Genomic DNA, 23,073 nt, shown 5'->3' on the forward strand with positions numbered 1-23,073 from the left:
CGGGGGCGCGCTTCAATCCTGCTCGGCGACACTGGTCTTGCCCTGGCGGTTCTCGATATCGCCAATCAAACGCTTGGCCAACGCCGGGTAGTTCTCGTCGAAGTGATGCCCGCCAGGCAGCTTCAGGCGCTCGCCAACAGCGGTATGCTCGGTGCAGCCGCTCTCGTCGGCTTCTTCCTCACCATATACGCAGACGACTTTGGACGCTGGCAGTTGGGCCATTTCCGGTCCGGTCGGTGCCTCTTTACCCGCATTGCCCAGCCAGCCCTCTACCTCGATCTCAAAGCTGCCACTGCGGGCAAAGGCCAGCAGGATCACGGCATCGATGCGCTTCTGGTCTTCGGTTGGCAAGCGGTTGTAGATCGCCGGCAAGACATCGGCGCCGAACGAGTAGCCGGTCAGCACGAAGCGCTTGGTGCCCCATTTCTGCCGGTAGTGCTGCATCAGTTCGGAGAGGTCGATGGCGCTCTGTTCCGGGGTCTTGTGCTGCCAGTAGTAGCGCAGGGTGTCGATGCCCACCACCGGGTAGCCGAGCTTGGCCATCTCGCCGGCGACGTCACGGTCCAGGTCGCGCCAGCCGCCATCGCCCGAGAGGAACAGGGTCACGGTATCGGTGGTTTGCCCGGCAGGCACCTCGACCACCGGGATGCTCATGGCGTTGCCATCCTCGCCCACCAGCGCCTGGGTCAATTGAGCCTTGAGCACCTGCGGCAGGTGGATGTCGTAATCGCTGATGCTGGTCTCGGCATTGGCCTGGTCGCGTACGAAGGCCGCGCTGGCGTCATCCGGGTTGTCGTTCCAGGCCACGCTCCAGTGGCCGTGGGCGGCAGACTTGGGCAGCGGCGTGGCGCAGCCCGGTTGTTCGAGGTTGAAGTCCACCGAGATGGCCTGGGCCTTGTCATCGCTCTGGCTGGCCAGCCAGCTCCAGGCCTGGGCCGCACCTGGGCCGATACCGGCCACCAGGGTCGGGGCGCCCTTGAGTTGTTGCAGGGCTTGCTGCAGCGCCTGTTGCTGTTTGCTGCAATCGGCCGGCGGCAGGATTACCTGGACCATCTGCGCTTCACCGCTCTGGCTCAGGTCGAGCAGTTGCTTGTCGCTCAGGGCCTGGTCCTGGGGCACGGCGATGGCCACGCGGGCCTTGGCCCGAGTGCCCGGGTTGACCCGGATCAGGCTGCTGCCATCAGCCAGGCTCAGGTGCTCAAGGCTGGCTTCGGGCGCGGGCCGGGTCCATAGCCAGAAGCCAAGGGCGGCAGCCAGCAAGGCCAGCAGCAGGGGAACCAGCAGGTACAGCCAGTAGCGTCGAATCATCAGCGTTTCACCAATCCAGTCAGGCCACCCGCGATCAGGGCGGCAGTGTCAGCCAGTGCTACCAGCGGATCGAGTCCGGCTGGCACGGCCATGTAGCGAGGTTCCCAGTCCGGTTGGAATTTGTCCTTGAAGCGGCGCAGGCCCTGGAAGTTGTAGAGCTGCTCGCCGCGCTGGAACACCATCGAGCCCAGGCGCTGGGTCAGCGGTGCGCCGCGCCGTGGTTGTAGCCCGGAGAGCGGCACCATGCCCAGGCTGAAGCGCCCATAGCCGTGCTGCTTATAGTGTTGGATCAGGCCGATCATCATGAATTCCATGGTCAGCTTTGGCGCCTCGGGGTGGGCGCGCATCAGGTCGAGGCTGGCCAGCTCCAGGCTGCGGGTTTCCAGCAGGTTGGCAAAGGCCACCGGACGCCCTTCGAAACGAATCAGGGCAATCCGAAAGTGCTGCAGGTACTCCGGGCTGAAACGGCCGAGGGAGAAGCCTTTCTCGCGCACGTTCTTGCCAGTGAGCCAAGCGTCGGAGATGGCCTTGAGTGCTTCCAGCGGCGCTTGCCCCGGCTCATGGACTTCCAGGCTCAGGCCGTCGCGGCCGCCGCGGTTCCAGGTGTAGCGCAGGTCTTTCATCTCCTTGCCCTTGGCTTCAAGGTCAAAGCGCTTGAGATCGACCCGGGCTTCTTCGCCCAGTTTGATCGCGGTCAGGCCGATGTCCATATAGAAGGGCAGGTTCTCGGCCCGCACCTGGTAGAACACCGGGCGGGCGTGGTGTACATCGCACAGGTCGCGGAACTGCCAGATCATTTCGGCGCGCTCGTGGGCCGGGCCGATCGGGTCGTACAGCGCCACCAGGCTGCGACCGCGGCGCGCATACATAAGGAAGGCATCGTCATTGGGGTGGAACAGCAAGGCTTTGTCGCCAGTCAGAGCCAGGCCGCCGTCGGGTTGGTCGGAGGCTTGCAGGATGGCGTTGGCCCGTTGCAACTCTTCGGCGCTGGGCAGGTGAATTACCGGGCGTGCAGTGCGCAGCAACCAGGTCAGGGCGACGATCACCAGCAATACCGCGCTGCCCAGGGCCGAGCGCAAGCCGCGCGGGGCATCGGCGTCGAGCGTGAACTGCCACCACAGCTGATGGCTGTAGGGCACATCCTGATAGGCAAACAGCAGCAGCCACACCGAAGCGCCCAGTACACAGGCGCTGGCCGCCAGGTACACCGGCGAGAACGGCAGTTCGAGCAAGCGGCTGGGGCGATAGAAGGAGCGGCGGAACACCGCCAGCAGGCAGGCGGTGAAGGTCAGGATGCTGGCTTCCTCCCAGTCGAACCCTTTGAGCAGCGAAAGCAGGGCGCCGACCAGCAGCAGGACGGTGGTCAGGATCCAGGCGGCCGACAGGCGCCGGCGCAGGCCCTGCGCCAGCAGCAGGCAGAGGACGCCAATCAGGCTGGCGCCGAAGTGCGACGCGTCGATCAGCCGGTGCGGTACGAGGAAGCCCAGATGCTCCAGACGCTCGTCGATTTCCGGGGTGGCGCCGGAGAACAGCAGCACCACCCCGGAGAGAAACACCAGCACCGCCAGCACCGGGGCTGCGAGCCCGGAAGCGGCCCTGATCGCTTGCTGGGCAAACAGCAGGCGCTTGGCTTCGCTGGCCAGCAGCAGGACGCAGGCCAGCAGCAGTGGCAGCACCACATAGATCAGCCGATAAAGCAGCAACGCGGCGGCCAGTGGCGCGGCGCCGAGCTTGTCGGCAAAGGCTGCCAGCAGGATCGCCTCGAACACGCCGACGCCACCCGGTACATGGCTGAGCACCCCGGCTGCAAGCGCCAGCAGGTAGACCAGCATGAAGGCGCCAAACGGCGGTGCCTCTGGCAGCAGCAGGTAAAGCACGGTGGCGGCCGCGGCAACGTCCAGGGCAGTAATAAGTAGCTGCAGCAGGGTCAGGCGTGCGCCCGGCAAGCGCAGGGTACGCCGGCCAACCTGCACCAACAGGTTGTCAGCCAGGGATTGTTCGGGCAGCCGTCGACGGTAAAGCCCGTAGACCAGTGCCGCACTCAGGCCCAGTACCGCCAGGGCGATCGCTGCCAACAGCGCAGGTGCCAGGTGCAGGGCCGATGCGGCGGCAGGCAGGTTGCTCAAGGTCGCCAGGGCTGCGAGTGGCGGCAGCGCGCAGCCAAGGGAAAGGCTGGCGAACAGGGTCATGCGCGCCACTTCGGCGGCGCCGATGCCATGGCGCGCATACAGGCGATACCGCACCGAGCCACCGGACAGCAGCGACAAGCCAATGGCGTTGCCGATGGCAAAGGCGCTGAAGCCGCCCATCACCAGGGTACGTGTCGGTAGCTGGACGCCGGCATAGCGGCTGGCCGACCATTCGTAGCCGAGCAGAATGACGAAGCCGGCAACCGTGGCCAGCAGTGCCCCAGCCAATGCTGCCGGCGGCACGCTGAGCAGCGAATCGTGCAGGGCATAGATGTCCAGCTCGCTGAGCAGATGGCGGCAAGCGATCAGGGCGACAGCAAACAGCACTAAGGTCACGCCCAGGCCAATGGGCTGGCGATACTTGCTCAGGCGTTCGAGCCAGCGCAGGCGTTGCTCGGCATTGGGCAATGCGGCGGTCACGGGAGCTTGTGTTTCTGGCGTCTGGGTGCGCATCAGCCACCTCGTGGCTTGCGCGCGAAAAGAAGGGTGTATCCGGTCAAAGTACCAATCCCTATGGAGGCGTAGTGTCCGATATGATCGGGCCGCTGAGCACCTGAGGATAGTTAAAGAAGTTTCATATTGCCTGAGTGGCGGGGCGCGATTGCAGGAGGGGGTAATTTGCTGAAAGACAGACGCAAAAAAGGCCACTTTTTTCAAAGTGGCCTTTTCTGTTGTTTGGTTGCGGGAGCCGGATTTGAACCGACGACCTTCGGGTTATGAGCCCGACGAGCTACCAGACTGCTCCATCCCGCGTCTGTGGGGCGGATTCTACAGCGTTGAGCTTGGCTGTCAACGCTTAATTGTTGATTTACAATAAAAAATTGCCTGGCACTTTATTCCGGGCAAAGAAAAAGGCCACTCGTGAGAGTGGCCTTTCCTGAATCTGGTTGCGGGAGCCGGATTTGAACCGACGACCTTCGGGTTATGAGCCCGACGAGCTACCAGGCTGCTCCATCCCGCGCCTGTGAGATGAGATTCTACAGTTTTACCCGGGGCTGTCAATAGTCTATTTGCAGAAATCCTTTCTCCTTCAATCGCTTAGCGCCGCTAAAAAGGGCTGCAAGGCAGCAAGGGCGGGCCTTGTAGAGGTTCCGGGGGGGAATGAATTAGTTGTGATGCATGGGCCGCTAGCGGGTGAGATACTGCTTACATCACTTTAAACCTGTTCTTACGCTCCCTATGTCTCAACGCAAGATCATCCATATCGACTGCGATTGCTTCTATGCCGCCATCGAAATGCGCGACGACCCGCGCTTGGTCGGCCGGCCGCTGGCGGTGGGCGGCTCGGCGGAGCGGCGCGGGGTGATTGCTACCTGCAACTACGAGGCGCGTGCGTTCGGCGTGCGCTCGGCGATGTCCTCGCACCATGCCCTCAAGCTGTGCCCGGACCTGCTGATCGTCAAGCCGCGCATGGATGCCTATAAAGAAGCCTCGCGGGAAATCCACGGCATCTTTCGCGAATACACCGATCTGATCGAGCCCTTGTCGCTCGATGAGGCTTACCTGGATGTGTCGGACAGCTCCTGGTTTGCTGGCAGCGCCACGCGGATTGCCGCCGACATACGCCGCCGGGTTGCCCAGCAACTGCACATCACCGTGTCCGCGGGGGTTGCGCCGAACAAGTTCCTGGCCAAGATCGCCAGCGACTGGCGTAAACCCAATGGCCTGTTCGTGGTTACCCCCAACGAGGTCGAGGACTTTGTCGCGGCCTTGCCGGTGAGCAAGCTGCATGGCGTAGGCAAGGTCACCGCCGACAAGATGGGTCGCCTGGGCATCATCACCTGCCTGGAGTTGCGCGATTGGAGCCGCCTGGCCCTGGCCCGTGAATTCGGCAGCTTTGGTGAGCGGTTGTGGGGGCTGGCGCGGGGTATCGATGACCGTCCGGTGCAAAATGACAGCCGGCGTCAGTCGGTCAGTGTCGAAAACACCTACGATACCGATCTACCAGACCTGGCCAGTTGCCTGGAAAAACTCCCAGAGCTGCTGGAAACCCTGGCCGGGCGCATGGCCCGCATCGACGACAGTTATCGCCCGGGCAAGCCGTTCGTCAAAGTGAAGTTCCATGATTTCAGCCAGACCACCCTAGAGCAGTCAGGCGCGGGACGTGACCTGGGCAGCTATCAGCACTTGCTCAGCCAGGCCTTTGCCCGTGGCGGCAAGCCGGTGAGGCTGTTGGGGATCGGTGTGCGCTTGCAGGATTTACGCGGTGCGCATGAACAGCTGGAGCTGTTCACTCGGGAGTGAGGAGGGCAGCGCCAGCAGGCTGGCGCTCTCCGGGTACAGCGAAGGTCAGTGCGCGCCAGGGTCGGCAACCAGGCGGCCGGCGTCCTTGGTCAGCGACTTGAGAAATTCCTGTTGCAGTTCCGGATCGTTGCGGGTCAGCTCGATCAGGCTTTGCTCCAGTTCACTGGCTTCTTCTTCCAGGCCCAGCTCTGACAGGCGCTTGACCCGATGTACCCACTGGCTGACTTCATCGTCTTCCAGGTCATCGAAAATCAGTTCGTGGGCTTCCACCAGTTTGCCGCGCAGGCCGGCGCTGATCAGCAGGCTGGCATCGCCACGCACGTTGTTGTCTTCATCGACCACTTGCAGGTGCAGGGTGCCGATATGGGTCAGGTTCTGCTCGCTGAACGGGCTGTCGAGCAGGTTCAGGTGCAACACGCCATTGCGGTCGGTGGTCAGCTCATGGTCGAGCTTGCCGGCCTTGACCGACACCGGCCGCTCGCTCCAGGGCACGCTGGTGTATTCCTGGCGCTTGTCCTTTTGCACTTCGGTGATGCCCGCCAGGTTCTGCTGGGCACGACCGTTGGACTGGGCGTTCATGAACGGGTTGAGGCCGTCGAAGCCATAGCTCAACCAGTCATGGGTCACGCTGTCGGGCAGGTTGCCCAGGGCAAAGACATTGACCACGTTGGCGCCGACACCGGCCACCACCGCCACCGCACCCAGCGGAATCTCATAGACTTCGCGCCAGGGTTGGTAAGGCGTGTAGCGATCGTAGCGACGGGTAACTTCGAACTCGGTGACTTCGAAGTTCTTCTGTTCGTGGATGCGCACACGCCGTTGCGGCAGCTCGAGTACCTTGGGGTCTCCAACATCGATCTGCAGGCTGTGTTCGAGCAGCTTGCGCTCGATGCGCTCCTCGTGCTCGCTGCGCTGCGACATCTGGTTGGCGCAACCGCTGAGGAGCAGGGCGCCGCACAGTGCGGCGCCCCCCAGGTTGATGGTACTTCGCTTGAACATGATTACTCTTGCGTTGGCTTAGCGACGAATGCGGGCTTGCAGGAACGACAGCACCTCGGCCACTGGCAGCGGCTGTGCGTCACGCTCGGTGCGGTGCTTGTATTCCAGGTTGCCGTCGGCCAGGCCGCGATCGCTGATGACGATGCGGTGCGGAATGCCGATCAGTTCCATGTCGGCGAACTTGATCCCCGGGCTGGTCTTCTTGTCGCGGTCGTCCAGCAACACTTCGAAACCGGCAGCGGTCAGCTCGGCATACAGCTTGTCGGTGGCTTCGCGAACCTGTTCGGTCTCGTAGCGCAGCGGCACCAGGGCGATCTGGAAGGGTGCCAGGGTATCGCTCCAGATGATGCCGTTTTCGTCGTAGTTCTGCTCGATGGCCGCAGCCACCACACGCGATACGCCGATACCGTAGCAACCCATGCTCAGGGTTACCGGCTTGCCGTTCTCGCCCAGTACCTGGCACTTGAGTGCCTCGCTGTACTTGGTGCCGAGCTGGAAGATGTGCCCGACTTCGATACCGCGCTTGATCACCAGGGTGCCCTTGCCATCCGGGCTTGGGTCGCCCTCGACGACGTTGCGCAGGTCAGCCACTTGCGGAACCGGCAGGTCGCGCTCCCAGTTGACGCCGAAGTAGTGCTTGTCGTCGATGTTGGCACCGATGCCGAAGTCGCTCATCAGCGCGACCGAGCGGTCGATGATGCATGGCAGCGGCAGGTTCAGCGGGCCGAGGGAACCGGCGCCGGCGCCAATGGCGTCGCGCAGCTCTTCGTCGCTGGCCATGACCAGCGGGCTGGCAACTTCTGCCAGGTTGGCAGCCTTGATTTCGTTAAGCTCGTGGTCGCCACGGACGATCAGGGCAATCAGCTTGCCTTCTTCGGCGGCGTGGACGATCAGGGTCTTGACGGTCTTTTCGATCGCCAGGCCATAGTTGTCGACCAGTTGGGTGATGGTCTTGGCGTCCGGGGTGTCGACCAGGCGCAGCTCTTCGGTCGGCGCCGGGCGCACGGTTTCCCGTGGGATGGCCTCGGCCTTCTCGATGTTGGCGGCGTAGTCGGAGCTGTCGCTGAAGATCACATCGTCTTCACCGGACTCGGCCAGCACGTGGAATTCGTGGGAGTAGCTGCCACCGATCGAACCGGTATCAGCCTGCACTGGGCGGAAGTCCAGGCCCAGGCGGGTAAAGATGTTGCTGTAGGCCAGGTGCATGCGATCGTAGGTTTCCTGCAGGGAAGCCGGATCGGCATGGAAGGAGTAGGCGTCCTTCATGATGAACTCGCGACCACGCATCAGGCCGAAGCGCGGACGGATCTCGTCACGGAACTTGGTCTGGATCTGGTACATGTTCAGCGGCAGCTGTTTATAGCTGTTGAGCTCGTTACGGGCGAGGTCGGTGATGACCTCTTCGTGGGTCGGGCCCACGCAGAACTCGCGACCGTGACGGTCTTTGAGACGCAGCAGCTCCGGGCCGTACTGTTCCCAGCGGCCGGATTCCTGCCACAGCTCGGCAGGCTGGATGGCCGGCATCAGCACTTCAAGGGCGCCAGCGGCGTTCATTTCCTCGCGGACCACGGCTTCGACCTTGCGCATTACCCGCAGGCCCATCGGCAGCCAGGTATAAAGGCCGGATGCGAGCTTGCGGATCATGCCGGCACGCAGCATCAGCTGGTGGCTGATGACGACCGCGTCGGAAGGGGTTTCTTTTTGAGTAGCGAGCAAATATTGACTGGTGCGCATGGTAGGCCGTTGTCGGTTGCTTAAGACTTTAAATGACCCCGCATTGTACGGGGGCGATTCGGTGGCGTACAGGATGCCGGAGCACGAAGGCGTTGTCAGCCCGAATTCAGACAAGAAAAAGCCCGGCAGTGCCGGGCTCTTTCGTACTGGGGATACTGAAAGCCCGGGGCTTACAGGATGCTCAGCGGGTACTCGACGATCAGGCGCAGTTCGTCGATCGATGGCGAACCGTAGTAAACGCCGTCGCCGGAACGGTAGGTGGCTTGACGTACGCGCAAGCTCAGGTCTTTGGCCGGACCTTCCTGCAGGACGTACTTGGCCTCGATGTCGCGTTCCCATTCCTTGCCGTTATCGGTGCCTGCGACGTTGGCGCCGGTACCTTTGACATAACGAGTCATGAAGCTCAGGCCTGGAACGCCGTATTCGGCGAAGTTCAGGTCGTAACGTGCCTGGTAGGATTTCTCGTCTTCGGCGTTGAAGTCGGAACGAGCGATGGAGTTAGCCAGGAAAATGGTGCCGCCGCCGTCAATGCCGTAGGCATAGTCGCCGTCACCGGTAACCTTCTGGTAGGCCAGGGTGAAGGTGTGTGCGCCAATGTTGTAGGCGCCCGACAGGCTGAACGCACGGTTATCAAGTTTGTCACCATCGAAGGCGGTAACGTTGGCCTTGCCGTCGCTCTTGGTGTCATAGATGTTGAAGTCGAACACCAGGCCTTGATTGTCGCTGATCGGCAATGCCCAGTTGACGTTGGCGTAGTATTTGCGCCAGTAGTCTTCGACCTTGGAGTAGTAGAGGCTGGTGCTCAGAGAGTCGGTGAAGGCGTAGGTGCCACCGAACACGTCAGCCTGGGTCAGGCCAGGGTTCTTGATCCCAGTAACGCGGTTCTTGCCACCGATGCTGTCGTGGTAAGACTGCGATTGAGCATTCAGTGCGGTGAAGTGACCGGCGTTCAGCTCAAGGCCTTTGATTTCCTTGCTGGTAATCAGGAAACCTTCGACGGTTTCAGGCAGCAGGCGGCTGTCGTCGGTTGCCAGAACCGGCAGGGCGGTGAACTGGGTGCCGTATTTCAGCACGGTGTCGGAGATGCGGAACTTGACCGCCGCGCCACCTTCGGAGAACGAGTCTTGCGAACGGCCATCTGCGCCCAGCGGGAACTGGCCGGTGCCGGCGCGACCTTTGCCGCTGTCCAGTTTCAGGCCGAGCATGCCGATGGCGTCGACACCGAAACCTACGGTGCCTTGGGTAAAGCCCGACTGGTAGGTGCCGAGGAAGCCCAGGCCGGTTTCTTCAACGCGGCTTTGCTCGTCGTTAGGCACGTTACGGAAGTCACGGCTAAAGTACAGCATGCGGGTTTTGACATTGAGTTTGCTGTCTTCAACAAAACCCTTGGACTCATCCTGAGAAGAGGCCACTGCCAATTGCGAGGTGCCGGCTGCAACAGCCAGGGCGATTATGCTCCACTTCATCACGCGCATCGTGATTTGCTCCTTTGGTTTTTAGGAAGAGTACTGCCGTCGCTGTTTGGTTTTTTTATACAGCGCGGCTCTTTCTTTTTGTGTCGGCGGAAATGTATATCACGCTGACCGGCGTTGGCGATATGGCTGTTGAGAACCTTTCGGTAACTTTACGGTCATGTCGCTAACAGTTATGTCCTTGTCGCAAACCACGCCCCGGGTTTCGCGGGCCGTACAACTCCAGCGCTGTTTCAAGCGGATTAAGGATAGGTAAAAACAATCTAGCCCCTGTCCCCCGAAACTCCCTGGTTAACCCATGCAGCTGTTGTTATTTGTCGCCGCTCGCTGCATCACTGCAGAGGGCGTGCCGACTGTGGCCGATGACAATGCAACAAGCGTGCACAAAATCGAACGGCTTCACGAAATTTTCACTTTTCTGCCGCTGCAGGGGCCTCAGGTGCCGATAAACCGGGGGTCAAAGAACTTTTGGTTCGCCGTGGCCGATCCCGTTGGAATAAGGGCAAAAGTTGCCCGTAAAGTCAAAGCGTTACCGTTGAAGGCTAAAGCTGAGTAGTTTGTGGATGTTCACTGGGCGAAACGCCGACGGACGGCTTCATTTTGGTGCGAAAAGTAGCGTTTCCTTGGCCGGGCAGCGTAACACTGGCGTACGCATAGGCCTTTTGGATGAGCGGAAGGGGCTAAATCGGTGCATTGCTTCATTAATAAGGCGGCAGGCAATGCCCCGACGAGCGATCAGGAGTATCCTGCTGGCAGTGGCTCACGGAGGGTTGTGTGAGCAAGGTATTAAGCTGTTGTAGGAGATTTCGTAGTGTTTGTTCTGGATCAACGTCTTCAACAAGACACCTTTTGCCTGGGGGACTTTCCTCTTTGTCGTCTGTTGCTGAGTAGGGATGGCAACTATCCCTGGTTTATCCTGGTGCCGCGTCGGGCCGAAATCAGTGAATTGTTTCAACTTGATGACAGCGATCAGCAGCAACTCTGGAAAGAAACTAACGCCCTGGCCCAGATCCTCAAGGACGTCTTTGCCGCCGACAAGATGAATGTGGCAACCCTCGGCAATGTAGTTAGCCAGCTACATATGCATGTGATTGTTCGTCATCGTTCTGATCCGGCCTGGCCGGCACCCGTGTGGGGGAATAAACCTGCAGTTGAATATGCGCCACAACAGTTGACTGACATCCGTTTGCGTCTGGCCGAGGTATTGGTTGACGACTTTCAGTTCGCGGAGGCTTGAATCATGACCCTTGAAGCGCGCGTGACCGAGTTGGAAAGCCGGCTGGCCTTTCAGGACGATACCCTGCTGGCCTTGAATGATGTGCTGGTCGAACAGCAACGTGTCGTTGAGCGCCTGCAGTTGCAGATGGCAGCACTGCTCAAGCGCTATGAAGAGATGGTCGGCCAGTACGAGGCCAGTGAAGAAGAGGCGCCGCCGCCGCATTACTGATTCGGGGGCGAGAAAAACCGCGATGGGCAGTGATGCCGTCGCGGTTTTTTTGTTGCTGCCGATCAGCGCCGTGGGGCGGCGATCACGTCTTCGGCCTGCAGGCCTTTGTCGCGGTTCATCACCGAGAACTCGACGCGCTGGCCTTCGACCAGTACCCGGTGGCCTTCGCCACGGATGGCGCGAAAGTGGACGAAGATGTCATCGCCCGAATCACGGGAGATAAAGCCGAAACCCTTGGACGTGTTGAACCACTTCACCGTGCCGGTATCGCGGTTGGACATGTCGTACTGGGTGTTCTGGTTCCGCGATCCAGTGCTTTTGGCAAAGCCGGCAACCAGGTGCAGGACAGTGGCCAGCAGGGCGCAAGCCAGGGCTGGCAGGTTGCCAAGCTCCGGACGGGCCAGCAAGGTCACGGTCTGCAGGATCACGGTAAGCACCAGCAAAGTACTGGCAGCGCGCTGCAGTTGCTGGCGCACGCCCCGGTAGTGCTGCGCGAGCACAGGAGCGATGAGCAGGTTGAGCAGGCCGAAAAGCGCCAGGTAAACCGCCTCCGGTTGCTGCAGGAAGGGTATGGCTTCGGTTCTGAGGCTGGGTATGAAGGACAGCAGCAAAGCTGCAACGCCCGTCAACAGGTGGACGATCTTGAACATGTTGGTTGGCTCACATTGATAAGGCGGATCACAGGAAGAGCTGGCTTCACGGCGCGCACGGGTAAAAAAGCGCAAAAACGTGAGAAGGCCAGCCTATGCGCCCGGGCAATGACAATCGGCACGGGCGGCACGCTGCCTATTTAACAGCAAAGCCCCGGGCTTCTCAAATCAGCGGCCAACCGTGTGTCGCGCGGCCTGCAGCCTTGTGTCGCAGGCATGAGGCTGCAGGGGTGGAAAACTCTTGGTACAGTGGTTTGTACCCGCTTGATCAGCAAGCACTAAGGAAAGGGGAACTGCATGGCAATCGATATCGGTATCAGCGAAGAAGATCGCAAGTCCATCGTCGATGGTTTGTCGCGCCTGTTGTCGGATACCTACGTACTTTATCTGAAGACCCACAACTTCCACTGGAACGTCACTGGCCCTGCGTTTCGTACCTTGCACTTGATGTTCGAAGAGCAGTACAACGAGCTGGCCCTGGCGGTCGACTCGATCGCCGAGCGTATTCGCGCGCTGGGCTTCCCGGCACCCGGGGCGTATTCGATCTACGCGCGGCTTTCTTCTATTAAGGAAGAAGAGGGCGTGCCGCCTGCTGACGAAATGATCAAACAACTGGTCGAAGGCCAGGAGGCGGTCACCCGCACGGCGCGCAGCATTTTCCCGCTGCTCGACAAGGTCAGCGACGAGCCCACTGCCGATCTGCTCACCCAGCGCATGCAGGTGCATGAAAAAACCGCCTGGATGCTGCGCTCGCTACTCGAAGGCAAGTAACCGGCAGTTTTTACCAATGCTGTTTGAATGCCCGAACTTCTGTAGGAGGTTCGGGCATTTCGGTTAGTACGGAAGCACTTTCCGGTGTTTTAAAGTACCGGCTCCAGTGCCGAGTATTCCTACGTTCAGAGTTGGTGCGTCTGCTGGCATCGCCCCGTAACACGGCGCTTTATTAAGGACATGTTCCCGCGTGTTCAACGCGCGCGGGTTTGTTTCCCGGTTAAACAGTGGCGTGGTACGACTATGTCGGCATGGATGAATCGCACGGGGCGCGCAGCCAGCGTGCCGCACAAGGATGGCGTCGATCCTTTCGAGGCAAATTTCAACATGGGCCTGGCCCAGCCGCTATCACGGTCGGTACGCCTCAACGGCTTTGCCACCTGTCTGCGCCTGGAGGAGATCTACTGGACTATTCTCGAACGCATTGCCAAGGCCAACCAGTGTTCGGTCAACGCCGTGCTGTCGTACGTTGATCGTGAGGTGCACCTGCGTCATGGCGGGGTAAAAAATTTCAGCGGGCTGATCCGCGTGGTCTGCGTGGCCTATTTGCTGGGGTTGCCGGTGGCACGCTAGTCGGTTGCCGGGCTGCACAGCACTCCTTAACCATATATAATCCCGCGCTTTACTGCCTGAACCAGCTTGCGCTGTGGTTAACGAGACACGCCTATGCCCATGTACGACTATCAATGTGCTTCCTGCAACCACCAGATGGAAGTCCTCCAGAAGCTCAGCGCCGCGCCGCTGACCGATTGCCCGGCGTGTGAGCAGCCAGCGCTGAAGAAGCTGATTTCGGCCCCGGGCTTCCGCCTGGGGGGTACCGGCTGGTACGAAACCGACTTCAAGACCGGTGCGAAAAAGAACCTGGCAGGCGGCGACAAGGCCGACTGAGTTGATTGCACCGGCAGGGTCTTGCACTATTAGCCCTTTGGGGCTGCAAGGCCTCCACTGAACATACGAATGACGAGAAGCGAAACCACCATCATGATGCGCAGCCATTATTGCGGCCAACTGAACGAGAGCCTGGAAGGTCAGGAAATTACCCTTTGCGGATGGGTCCATCGTCGCCGCGACCACGGCGGGGTGATTTTCCTCGATATCCGTGATCGCGAAGGCATGGCCCAGGTCGTCTTCGACCCGGATCGCGCAGAAAGCTTCGCCGCCGCCGATCGCGTGCGCAGCGAATACGTGGTGCAGATCACCGGCAAGGTGCGTCCGCGTCCGGCTGGCGCAGTCAACGCCAACATGGCCTCTGGCGCCATCGAAGTGCTGGGTTACGAGCTGACCGTGCTGAACGAAGCGGAAACCCCGCCGTTCCCGCTCAACGAATACTCCGACGTTGGCGAAGAAACCCGCCTGCGCTATCGCTTCATCGACCTGCGCCGTCCGGAGATGGCCGAGAAGCTGCGTCTGCGTTCGCGCATCACCACCAGCATCCGTCGCTTCCTCGACGAAAACGGCTTCCTCGACGTCGAAACGCCGATCCTCACCCGTGCCACCCCTGAGGGCGCGCGTGACTACCTGGTGCCGAGCCGTACCCACGCCGGCAGCTTCTTCGCCCTGCCGCAATCGCCCCAGCTGTTCAAGCAGCTGCTGATGGTTGCCGGTTTCGACCGCTACTACCAGATCGCCAAGTGCTTCCGTGACGAAGACCTGCGCGCCGACCGTCAGCCGGAATTCACCCAGATCGACATCGAGACCAGCTTCCTCGATGAGTCCGAGATCATGGGCCTGACCGAAAGCATGATCCGCAAGCTGTTCAAGGAAGTCCTGGACCTGGAATTCGGCGAATTCCCGCACATGACGTTCGAAGAAGCCATGCGCCGCTACGGTTCCGACAAGCCTGACCTGCGTAACCCGCTGGAACTGGTCGACGTTGCCGACCAGCTCAAGGACGTCGAATTCAAGGTGTTCAGCGGCCCGGCCAACGATCCGAAGAGCCGTGTTGCCGCCCTGCGCGTGCCAGGTGGCGCGAGCATGCCGCGCAGCCGCATCGACGAGTACACCAAGTTCGTCGGCATCTACGGTGCCAAGGGCCTGGCCTACATCAAGGTCAATGAGCGCGCCAAGGGCGTTGAAGGCCTGCAGTCGCCGATCGTCAAGAACATCCCGGAGGCCAACCTCAACGTGATCCTCGATCGCGTTGGCGCGGTCGACGGCGATATCGTGTTCTTCGGCGCCGACAAGGCCAAGATCGTCAGCGAGGCGCTGGGCGCCCTGCGTATCAAGGTCGGTAACGATTTCAACCTGCTCACCTGCGAGTGGGCCCCGATGTGGGTGGTTGACTTCCCGATGTTCGAAGAGAACGACGACGGCAGCTTCACCGCGCTGCACCACCCGTTCACCGCGCCAAAATGCAGCCCCGAAGAGCTCGAGGCCAACCCGGCCACCGCGCTGTCGCGTGCTTACGACATGGTCCTCAACGGTACCGAGCTGGGTGGCGGTTCGATCCGTATCCACCGCAAAGAGATGCAACAGGCGGTCTTCCGTCTGCTGGGTATCGAAGCGGCTGAACAGGAAGAGAAATTCGGCTTCCTGCTCGACGCCCTGAAGTTCGGCGCACCGCCGCACGGCGGCCTGGCCTTCGGCCTTGACCGTCTGGTGATGCTGATGACCGGCGCGCAGTCGATTCGCGAAGTGATTGCCTTCCCGAAAACCCAGAGCGCCGCGTGCGTCATGACCCAGGCTCCTGGCCTGGTCGATGCCAAGGCCCTGCGTGAGTTGCACATCCGTCTGCGCGAACAGCCCAAGGCTGAGTAAGCAGGCCCCGGGCGCATCCACATGGATGCGCCTTTGCGTTAAGGCGCATGAATTTAAAGGTCTCGGCCGGGCGTGAGCGCGGCCGCGGCGTGGCATTGTTACAAAGGATTCGGAGTGCGTTATGGCAGGTCATTCCAAGTGGGCAAACATCAAGCACCGCAAAGAGCGCCAGGATGCCAAGCGAGGCAAGATCTTCACCAAGTGGATTCGTGAGCTGACCGTTGCCGCCAAGCAGGGCGGCGGCGATCCTACCTCCAACCCGCGCTTGCGCCTGGCCCTGGACAAGGCGCTGGGGGCGAACATGAGCCGCGACATCATCGACCGGGCGGTTGCCCGCGGTGCTGGCACGGCCGAAGCCGACAACGTCGAAGAGCTCAGCTACGAAGGCTACGGCCCGGGCGGCGTGGCGATCATGGTCGAAGCCATGACCGACAACCGCAACCGCACCGCAGCCGCTGTGCGTCATGCCTTCAGCAAATGCGGCGGCAATCTCGGCACCGACGGTTCGGTGGCCTACTTGTTCGAGCGCAAGGGGCAGATCAGCTTTGCTGCCGGCGTCGACGAAGACGCGCTGATGGAAGCGGCGATGGAAGCCGATGCCGACGACGTGGTCAGCAACGAGGACGGTTCGCTCGACGTGTTTACCTCGTTCAACAGCTTCTATGCCGTGCGCAACGCCCTGGAAGAGGCCGGTTTCAAGGCCGCGGACGCGGAAATCGTCATGCAGCCGACCACCAGTGCCGAACTCGACCTGGACGGCGCGCAGAAGGTCCTCAAGCTGATCGACATGCTTGAAGACCTGGATGACGTACAGAACGTCTACTCCAATGCCGAAATTCCTGACGAAGTCATGGAACAGCTCGGCTAGTCTCAAGTTGTTCATTTAGGTGGGAGCGAGCTTGCCTCGCGATGCGATTGGGTGGTAGTTCGCAATCGCGGGGCAAGCCCGCTCCTACCGGCCTTAGGCCGGATCTGCCTGCAGTTGCATTGCACCTGCGAGCCGGTCCGGCTTCTGTTTTTACTACGGCGCAAAGACGTATGACTCTGATTCTTGGCATCGACCCCGGCTCGCGCATTACCGGCTATGGCGTGGTGCGCCACAGCGGGCGGGGCTGCGAGTACGTGGCTTCCGGCTGCATCCGTACCGGCGCCGGCGAGCTGCCGGAGCGTCTGCAGATCGTGTTTCGCGGTGTACGCGAGATCATCCGCCAGCATGGCCCGGTGACCATGGGCATCGAGCGGGTGTTCATGGCGCGCAACGCCGACTCGGCGCTCAAGCTCGGCCAGGCCCGCGGCGCGGCGATCGTCGCCGCCATCGAAGAAGGCCTGGAGATTGCCGAGTACAGTGCTACCCAGGTCAAGCAGGCGGTGGCCGGCACCGGTGGGGCCAACAAGGAGCAAGTGCAGATGATGGTCATGCACCTGCTCAAACTCACTCAAAAGCCGCAGATTGATGCCTCCGACGCCCTGGCCATCGCCTTGTGCCATGCCCATACCCGCTCAAGCCTGGTGCCCCATGGCCTGGGTACGGCACGCAGCCGCAGCGGGCGCTTGCGGCTCTGATAGCATCATCTGCTGAAACAAATTTTGCCTGGGCAATGCCATCGGCCATTGCATTTGCTGTTAGGGTTGACCGGTCGCTTGCCGGTACCCATGAGGAAGGATCGGAACGTGATTGGACGTTTGCGCGGCACCCTGGCTGAAAAACAGCCGCCGCACCTGATTGTCGACGTCAACGGCCTGGGCTACGAGCTCGAAGTGCCGATGACCACCCTGTACCGCCTGCCCAAGGTTGGCGAAGTGGTGACCTTGCACACCCACCTGGTGGTGCGCGAGGACGCCCACTTGCTGTATGGCTTCCATGAAAAGCGCGAGCGCGAGCTGTTTCGCGAACTGATCCGCCTTAATGGCGTGGGGCCCAAGCTGGCCCTGGCATTGATGTCGGGCCTGGAGGTCGACGAACTGGTACGCTGTGTCCAGGCCCAGGATGCTTCGGCCCTGGTCAAGGTGCCGGGGGTTGGTAAAAAGACCGCCGAACGCCTGCTGGTCGAACTCAAGGACCGCTTCAAGGCCTGGGAAACCTCCCCGGCCATGTTTGCCCTTGTACCCAATGGTCCACTGCCGATTGCCAGCGTTTCCAGCGCCGAGGCCGATGCCGTCAGCGCGCTGATTTCCCTGGGCTACAAGCCCCAGGAAGCGAGCAAGGCGGTCGCCGCCGTGGATGCCAAGGGCCTGAGCAGCGAAGAGCTGATCCGTCGCAGCCTGAAGGGAATGATCTAAGTGATTGAAGCCGATCGACTGATAGCCGCCACCGGGCGCGACCGTGAAGAGGTCCAGGACCGGGCGATCCGCCCGTTGCGCCTGGCCGAGTACATCGGCCAGCCGGTGGTGCGTGAACAGATGGCGCTGTTCATCCAGGCCGCCCGCGGGCGCAACGAATCCCTCGATCACACCCTGATCTTCGGTCCGCCGGGCCTGGGCAAGACCACCCTGGCCAATATCATTGCCCAGGAGATGGGCGTGTCGATCAAGAGCACTTCCGGGCCGATCCTCGAGCGCCCGGGTGACCTGGCCGCCTTGCTGACCAACCTCGAACCTCACGATGTGCTGTTCATCGACGAAATCCATCGGCTGTCGCCCATCGTCGAAGAAGTGCTGTATCCGGCCATGGAAGACTTCCAGCTCGACATCATGATCGGCGAGGGGCCGGCGGCGCGTTCTATCAAGCTCGACTTGCCGCCGTTCACCCTGGTCGGCGCCACCACCCGTGCCGGCATGCTGACCAACCCGCTGCGTGACCGCTTCGGCATCGTCCAGCGCCTGGAGTTCTACAACACCGAGGACCTGGCGACCATCGTCAGTCGTTCCGGTGGCATTCTCGGCCTGCCTATTGAAGACGAAGGCGCTTTCGAGATCGCCCGCCGGGCACGCGGCACGCCGCGAATCGCCAACCGCCTGCTACGGCGGGTGCGCGACTACGCCGAAGTGCGCGGCAAGGGCCATATCACCAAGCCGGTGGCCGACATGGCGCTGAACCTGCTGGACGTCGACGAGCGTGGTTTCGATCACCAGGACCGGCGCCTGCTGCTGACCATGATCGAGAAGTTCGACGGCGGCCCGGTGGGGGTCGACAGCCTGGCCGCGGCCATCAGCGAAGAGCGTCACACCATCGAAGACGTGCTCGAGCCCTACCTGATCCAGCAGGGCTACATCATGCGCACGCCACGGGGCCGGGTGGTGACCCGTCATGCCTACCTGCACTTCGGCCTGAACATTCCCAATCGCCTGGGCGAATCGATCAGTGGCGAGGGTTTTTCCGCCCAGGCCGATGAATGACAGATTTATCCAGCGTTTCTGTGGTCCTATCCGCGGGCATGCCTCAGTCGCGCTGGCAATACGACATAATCGATGAAAAACAGTTGCCGGGGCGGATTGGCAAGCTGAGGAGTTAGCACTAGAGTATGCGCGCGCAAAATGAGCTAGAGCCGTTCGCACATCGTTGTCGTGTCTATTACGAAGATACCGATGCCGGCGGCGTGGTGTATTACGTCAATTACCTGAAATTCATGGAACGTGCCCGCACCGAGCGGTTGCGTGACCTGGGCTTTGCCCAGTCGGCACTGGCGCAGGACAACCTGCTGTTCGTGGTCCACTCCAGCGAGGCGCGCTATCACGCGCCAGCGCGGCTTGACGACGAGTTGCGGGTTACCGCGCAAGTGCTTGAATTGAACCGCGCCAGCCTGCGCTTCGTGCAGCAGGTGTGGCGCGAAAAAGATGCAACGCTGCTCTGTGAGGGGCAGTTCCTGGTGGCCTGTGTGCGCGCCGATACTTTCAAACCCCGGGCCATCCCCCAAGCGCTGCGCGCGGCCTTTGCCGAGGCGGGCGATCCGGGTACTCATTCAAATGCAGGAGATTAAGCGTGGAAGCTAACGTCGTCGACCATACCTCCATGTGGAGCCTGGTCAGCAATGCCAGCATCGTGGTACAGCTGGTCATGCTGATTCTGGTGGCCGCATCGGTAACGTCATGGATCATGATTTTCCAGCGCAGCACCATGCTGCGCGCCGGTCGTCGTGCGCTGGACAGCTTTGAAGAGCGCTTCTGGTCGGGTATCGACCTGTCCAAGCTGTATCGTCAGGCTGGCAGCAACCCGGACCCGGATTCGGGCGTAGAGCAGGTGTTCCGCGCCGGCTTCAAAGAGTTCTCGCGTCTGCGCCAGCAGCCGGGCGTCGACCCTGACGCGGTCATGGAAGGCGTTGGCCGGGCCATGCGCGTAGCGATCTCCCGCGAGGAAGAGAAGCTTGAGCAGAGCCTGCCGTTCCTCGCCACCGTCGGTTCCACCAGCCCGTACATCGGCCTGTTCGGTACCGTCTGGGGCATCATGAACTCCTTCCGTGGCCTGGCCTCGGCGCAGCAAGCGACCCTGGCCACTGTGGCCCCGGGTATCGCCGAAGCCCTGATCGCCACCGCGATCGGCCTGTTCGCCGCGATCCCTGCAGTTATTGCCTACAACCGTTTCGCTGCCCGCAGTGAAGTCTTGATCGGCCGTTACTACACGTTCGCCGACGAGTTCCAGGCCATCCTGCACCGTAAAGTGCACACCAGCGAAGAGTGATCAGGTAAAAGCCCATGGCCCGAGTTCGCCACAAACGCAAGCCGGTCGCCGAAATGAACGTGGTGCCATACATCGACGTGATGCTGGTACTGCTGGTGATTTTCATGGTGACCGCACCGATGCTCAACCAGGGCGTGAAGGTCGACCTGCCCAAGGTTTCCAGTGAAGCCTTGCCGCAGGACAACAACACCCAGGTCCTGACCATTTCGATCAAGGCTGACAAGACCTACTACTGGAACCTTGGCAGCGAAGTCGACACCGACAAGCAGATGGACAAGGCCATGACCTTGCCGCAAATGACCGACGCCGTGACCAAGATCATCAGCGCCGGCCGTGACCAGGGCAAGCAGACCCAGGTCTTCATCCGTGGCGACAAGTCCGTCGACTACGGCGCGGTCATGGGTGCCATGGGCGGGTTGCAGAAGGCAGGTGTCGGTAACGTTGGCCTGATTACCGAGGCGCCCTGATGCAACAGCGAGAGCCATCCGCCTCGGAAAGCTATTTCTGGCCCAGTGTCTGGGCCATTGCGCTGCACGTTCTGGTGTTCGGCATGCTGTTCGTCAGCTTTGCCATGACCCCGGAGCTGCCGCCGGCCAAGCCTATTGTCCAGGCAACCCTGTACCAGCTCAAATCCAAGAGCCAGGCCACCACCCAGACCAATCAGAAGATTGCCGGTGAGGCCAAGAAGACTGCTTCGCGTCAAACCGAAGAAGAACAGATGGAACAGAAGAAGGTCGAGCAGCAGGCAGTGAAGGCTGCGGAACAAAAGAAAGAAGAAGCGGCTCAAAAGGCCGAAGAGGCGCGAGCCGAAGCTGAAGCGAAGAAAGCCGAACAGGCCGAGAAGGCCGAGGAAGCGAAGAAAACCGCCGAAGCCAAGAAAGCCGAAGAGGCGAAGAAGGCCGCCGAGAAGCAACAGGCTGACATCGCCAAGAAGAAGGCCGAAGAGGAAGCCAAGAAAAAGGCTGACGAAGAGGCCAAGAAGCAGGCGGCTGAAGAGGCCAAGAAAAAAGCAGCCGAGGACGCCAAGAAGAAGGCGGCCGAGGACGCCAAGAAAAAAGCAACGGCTGAAGAGGCGAAGAAAAAAGCCGCCGAAGACGCCAAGAAGAAAGCCGCAGCTGATGCGGCCAAGAAGAAGGCACAGGATGCAGCCCGCAAGGCGGCGGAAGACAAGAAAGCCCAGGCCCTGGCCGAGCTTCTGTCCGACACCACCGAACGGCAGCAGGCCCTGGCTGACGAGCAGGGTGACCAGGTAGCCGGCGACTTCGACGACCTGATCCGTGCACGTGCGGCCGAGGGTTGGGCACGTCCGCCTTCTGCGCGCAAGAACATGACGGTGGTCCTGCAGATCGGCATGTTGCCGGACGGCACCATTACCTCGGTGAGCGTAGCCCGCTCCAGTGGTGACGGTCCGTTTGACAGCTCGGCTGTGGCAGCGGTCAAGAACATTGGTCGTTTAACCGAAATGCAGGGCTTGAAACCGAGCGAATTCAATCCCTATCGTTCATTCAAGATGACATTCACACCTGAGGATCTAGCCTTGTGATTAACCTTCTTCGAGGACTGCTGGTCGTTCTCTGCTGTGCAGCAGGGTTGGCCGTAGCAGATGAAAAGAACATTCTGGTCACCAGCGGCAGCGATCGCGCCACGCCGATCGCGGTCGTGCCGTTCGGTCTGCAGGGCGGCAGCGTGCTGCCTGAAGACATGGCTGACATCATCGGTAATGACCTGCGCAACTCGGGTTATTACTCGCCGATCCCGCGCCAGAACATGATCAGCCAGCCTAGCCAGGCCAGCGAAGTGATCTTCCGTGACTGGAAAGCCCTGGGCGCCCAGTACGTGATGGTCGGCAGCATCGTCCCGTCCGGCGGCCGCCTGCAGGTGCAGTACGCGCTGTTCAACGTCGCCACCGAGCAGCAAGTGCTGACCGGCAGCGTCTCGGGCAGCGTCGATCAGTTGCGCGACATGTCGCACTACATCGCCGACCAGTCGTTCGAGAAGCTCACCGGCATCAAGGGTGCGTTCTCCACCCGCATGCTCTACGTGACTGCCGAGCGTTTCTCGACCAACAACACCCGTTACACCCTGCAGCGTTCGGACTACGACGGTGCGCGGGCGGTAACCCTGCTGCAGTCGCGTGAGCCGATCCTGTCGCCGCGCTTTGCACCAGACGGCAAGCGCATTGCCTATGTGTCGTTCGAGCAGAAGCGTCCGCGCATCTTCGTCCAGCACATCGACACCGGTCGCCGTGAGCAGATCACCAACTTCGAAGGCCTCAACGGTGCGCCAGCCTGGTCGCCGGACGGTTCGCGCCTGGCGTTCGTGCTGTCCAAGGACGGCAACCCGGACATCTACGTGATGAACATGGGTTCGCGCCAGCTGTCGCGCGTGACCGCAGGCCCGGGTATCAACACCGAACCGTTCTGGGGTAAAGATGGCTCGACCATCTACTTCACCTCCGACCGCGGTGGTAAACCACAGATCTACAAAACCAATGTTTCCGGTGGTGGTGCAGAGCGTGTAACTTTCGTGGGTAACTACAACGCCAACCCTAAACTGTCGGCGGATGAAAAGACCCTGGTGATGATTCATCGCCAACAAGGTTTCACCAACTTCAAAGTGGCTGCACAAGATTTGCAACGCGGCAGTGTAAAGATTCTCTCCGAGACAAGTCTTGATGAGTCACCCACTGTTGCGCCCAACGGCACCATGCTAATCTACGCCACCCGCCAGCAGGGCCGGGGAGTCTTGATGCTCGTCTCTCTCAACGGACGCGTGAGGCTCCCGCTTCCTACCGCTCAAGGCGAAGTCAGAGAACCGTCCTGGTCCCCTTACCTGAACTGACGCGGCGCTTTACGTTTTACTTAACACACTGGGGTTCATTAGGAGT

Annotated in this window: 23 protein-coding genes and 2 tRNA genes; 17 read left to right on the forward strand and 8 right to left on the reverse strand. The window is 61.0% G+C overall.

Annotated features, from left to right (window positions below):
- Positions 1–12: 12 nt before the first annotated feature.
- The 4 genes from ABIE20_RS09270 to ABIE20_RS09285 form a co-directional block, all read right to left on the reverse strand.
- Complete coding sequence (locus ABIE20_RS09270) at positions 13–1,308, reverse strand: virulence factor family protein (RefSeq protein WP_429504576.1); 1,296 nt, start codon at positions 1,306–1,308, stop codon at positions 13–15.
- Positions 1,308–3,950 (reverse strand): bifunctional lysylphosphatidylglycerol flippase/synthetase MprF, encoded by a 2,643-nt coding sequence (gene mprF / locus ABIE20_RS09275; RefSeq protein ID WP_429504578.1) that lies wholly within the window; start codon positions 3,948–3,950, stop codon positions 1,308–1,310. The genes ABIE20_RS09270 and mprF overlap by 1 nt, the downstream gene beginning before the upstream one ends.
- A 223-nt stretch (positions 3,951–4,173) precedes the next feature.
- Positions 4,174–4,250 (reverse strand) — tRNA-Met (locus ABIE20_RS09280).
- 131 nt (positions 4,251–4,381) lie between these two features.
- A tRNA-Met gene (locus ABIE20_RS09285) sits at positions 4,382–4,458 on the reverse strand.
- Positions 4,459–4,676: 218 nt separating this feature from the next.
- On the opposite strand from ABIE20_RS09285, the gene dinB reads away from it, so the two are divergent.
- Entirely contained in the window at positions 4,677–5,741 is a 1,065-nt protein-coding gene (dinB, locus tag ABIE20_RS09290; protein ID WP_123565817.1) for a DNA polymerase IV, read from the forward strand.
- Between the two features lie 45 nt (positions 5,742–5,786).
- Here the strand turns inward: dinB and ABIE20_RS09295 are convergent, their stop codons facing one another.
- From ABIE20_RS09295 to ABIE20_RS09305, 3 genes are all read right to left on the reverse strand, one after another.
- A complete protein-coding gene (locus tag ABIE20_RS09295; RefSeq protein ID WP_429504580.1) occupies positions 5,787–6,740 on the reverse strand; it encodes a hypothetical protein in 954 nt (317 codons plus the stop codon).
- Positions 6,741–6,758: 18 nt separating this feature from the next.
- Positions 6,759–8,474 (reverse strand): proline--tRNA ligase, encoded by a 1,716-nt coding sequence (locus ABIE20_RS09300; protein ID WP_429504582.1) that lies wholly within the window; start codon positions 8,472–8,474, stop codon positions 6,759–6,761.
- Positions 8,475–8,644: 170 nt separating this feature from the next.
- On the reverse strand, positions 8,645–9,949 hold the full coding sequence (locus ABIE20_RS09305) for an OprD family porin (RefSeq protein WP_429504583.1): 1,305 nt from the start codon (positions 9,947–9,949) through the stop codon (positions 8,645–8,647).
- Between the two features lie 295 nt (positions 9,950–10,244).
- On the opposite strand from ABIE20_RS09305, the gene ABIE20_RS09310 reads away from it, so the two are divergent.
- The 3 genes from ABIE20_RS09310 (at position 10,245) to ABIE20_RS09320 (ending at position 11,393) form a co-directional block, all read left to right on the forward strand.
- Positions 10,245–10,502: a hypothetical protein gene (locus tag ABIE20_RS09310; protein WP_429504585.1), complete on the forward strand. Its 258-nt coding sequence runs from the start codon at positions 10,245–10,247 to the stop codon at positions 10,500–10,502.
- A 255-nt stretch (positions 10,503–10,757) separates the two neighbouring features.
- A complete protein-coding gene (locus ABIE20_RS09315; RefSeq protein WP_429504587.1) occupies positions 10,758–11,183 on the forward strand; it encodes an HIT domain-containing protein in 426 nt (141 codons plus the stop codon).
- A gap of 3 nt (positions 11,184–11,186) precedes the next feature.
- The gene (locus ABIE20_RS09320) at positions 11,187–11,393 is read left to right on the forward strand and encodes a SlyX family protein (protein WP_038996659.1); all 207 of its coding nucleotides are present in this window, start codon (positions 11,187–11,189) and stop codon (positions 11,391–11,393) included.
- Positions 11,394–11,455: 62 nt separating this feature from the next.
- Here the strand turns inward: ABIE20_RS09320 and ABIE20_RS09325 are convergent, their stop codons facing one another.
- Entirely contained in the window at positions 11,456–12,043 is a 588-nt protein-coding gene (locus tag ABIE20_RS09325) for a cold shock domain-containing protein membrane protein (RefSeq protein ID WP_429504588.1), read from the reverse strand.
- Between the two features lie 297 nt (positions 12,044–12,340).
- Here ABIE20_RS09325 and ABIE20_RS09330 point away from each other — a divergent pair, with 297 nt between their 5' ends.
- From ABIE20_RS09330 to tolB, 13 genes are all read left to right on the forward strand, one after another.
- On the forward strand, positions 12,341–12,814 hold the full coding sequence (locus tag ABIE20_RS09330) for a Dps family protein (protein ID WP_045193544.1): 474 nt from the start codon (positions 12,341–12,343) through the stop codon (positions 12,812–12,814).
- Between the two features lie 243 nt (positions 12,815–13,057).
- Positions 13,058–13,387, forward strand: a complete 330-nt coding sequence (locus tag ABIE20_RS09335; RefSeq protein ID WP_429504589.1) for a ribbon-helix-helix domain-containing protein — start codon at positions 13,058–13,060, stop codon at positions 13,385–13,387.
- 93 nt (positions 13,388–13,480) lie between these two features.
- Positions 13,481–13,702, forward strand: a complete 222-nt coding sequence (locus ABIE20_RS09340) for an FmdB family zinc ribbon protein (RefSeq protein ID WP_038996655.1) — start codon at positions 13,481–13,483, stop codon at positions 13,700–13,702.
- A 93-nt stretch (positions 13,703–13,795) separates the two neighbouring features.
- Positions 13,796–15,571, forward strand: coding sequence for an aspartate--tRNA ligase (gene aspS, locus ABIE20_RS09345; protein ID WP_045193709.1), 1,776 nt, complete (start codon positions 13,796–13,798; stop codon positions 15,569–15,571).
- A 121-nt stretch (positions 15,572–15,692) separates the two neighbouring features.
- Complete coding sequence (locus tag ABIE20_RS09350; RefSeq protein WP_429504592.1) at positions 15,693–16,439, forward strand: YebC/PmpR family DNA-binding transcriptional regulator; 747 nt, start codon at positions 15,693–15,695, stop codon at positions 16,437–16,439.
- Between the two features lie 170 nt (positions 16,440–16,609).
- Positions 16,610–17,134, forward strand: a complete 525-nt coding sequence (ruvC, locus tag ABIE20_RS09355; RefSeq protein WP_045193540.1) for a crossover junction endodeoxyribonuclease RuvC — start codon at positions 16,610–16,612, stop codon at positions 17,132–17,134.
- A 108-nt stretch (positions 17,135–17,242) separates the two neighbouring features.
- Positions 17,243–17,851 carry a Holliday junction branch migration protein RuvA gene (gene ruvA, locus ABIE20_RS09360; protein ID WP_010223195.1) on the forward strand — a complete coding sequence of 203 codons (609 nt, stop codon included), beginning with the start codon at positions 17,243–17,245 and terminating at the stop codon, positions 17,849–17,851.
- Positions 17,852–18,907: a Holliday junction branch migration DNA helicase RuvB gene (gene ruvB, locus ABIE20_RS09365; RefSeq protein ID WP_429504595.1), complete on the forward strand. Its 1,056-nt coding sequence runs from the start codon at positions 17,852–17,854 to the stop codon at positions 18,905–18,907. It begins immediately after the preceding gene.
- A 125-nt stretch (positions 18,908–19,032) separates the two neighbouring features.
- Entirely contained in the window at positions 19,033–19,488 is a 456-nt protein-coding gene (gene ybgC / locus ABIE20_RS09370; protein ID WP_045193538.1) for a tol-pal system-associated acyl-CoA thioesterase, read from the forward strand.
- A 2-nt stretch (positions 19,489–19,490) separates the two neighbouring features.
- Positions 19,491–20,186: a protein TolQ gene (gene tolQ, locus ABIE20_RS09375; protein WP_010223192.1), complete on the forward strand. Its 696-nt coding sequence runs from the start codon at positions 19,491–19,493 to the stop codon at positions 20,184–20,186.
- Between the two features lie 14 nt (positions 20,187–20,200).
- Positions 20,201–20,653 (forward strand): protein TolR, encoded by a 453-nt coding sequence (gene tolR / locus ABIE20_RS09380; RefSeq protein ID WP_045193537.1) that lies wholly within the window; start codon positions 20,201–20,203, stop codon positions 20,651–20,653.
- The gene (gene tolA / locus ABIE20_RS09385) at positions 20,653–21,729 is read left to right on the forward strand and encodes a cell envelope integrity protein TolA (RefSeq protein WP_093386479.1); all 1,077 of its coding nucleotides are present in this window, start codon (positions 20,653–20,655) and stop codon (positions 21,727–21,729) included. The genes tolR and tolA overlap by 1 nt, the downstream gene beginning before the upstream one ends.
- Positions 21,726–23,027 carry a Tol-Pal system beta propeller repeat protein TolB gene (tolB, locus tag ABIE20_RS09390; RefSeq protein ID WP_045193535.1) on the forward strand — a complete coding sequence of 434 codons (1,302 nt, stop codon included), beginning with the start codon at positions 21,726–21,728 and terminating at the stop codon, positions 23,025–23,027. Before tolA ends, tolB begins: the two co-directional genes overlap by 4 nt.
- The last annotated feature ends 46 nt before the right edge of the window (positions 23,028–23,073 follow it).

The organism is Pseudomonas sp. 2835 (assembly GCF_050435905.1).
In the GTDB taxonomy this organism is placed as follows: domain Bacteria; phylum Pseudomonadota; class Gammaproteobacteria; order Pseudomonadales; family Pseudomonadaceae; genus Aquipseudomonas.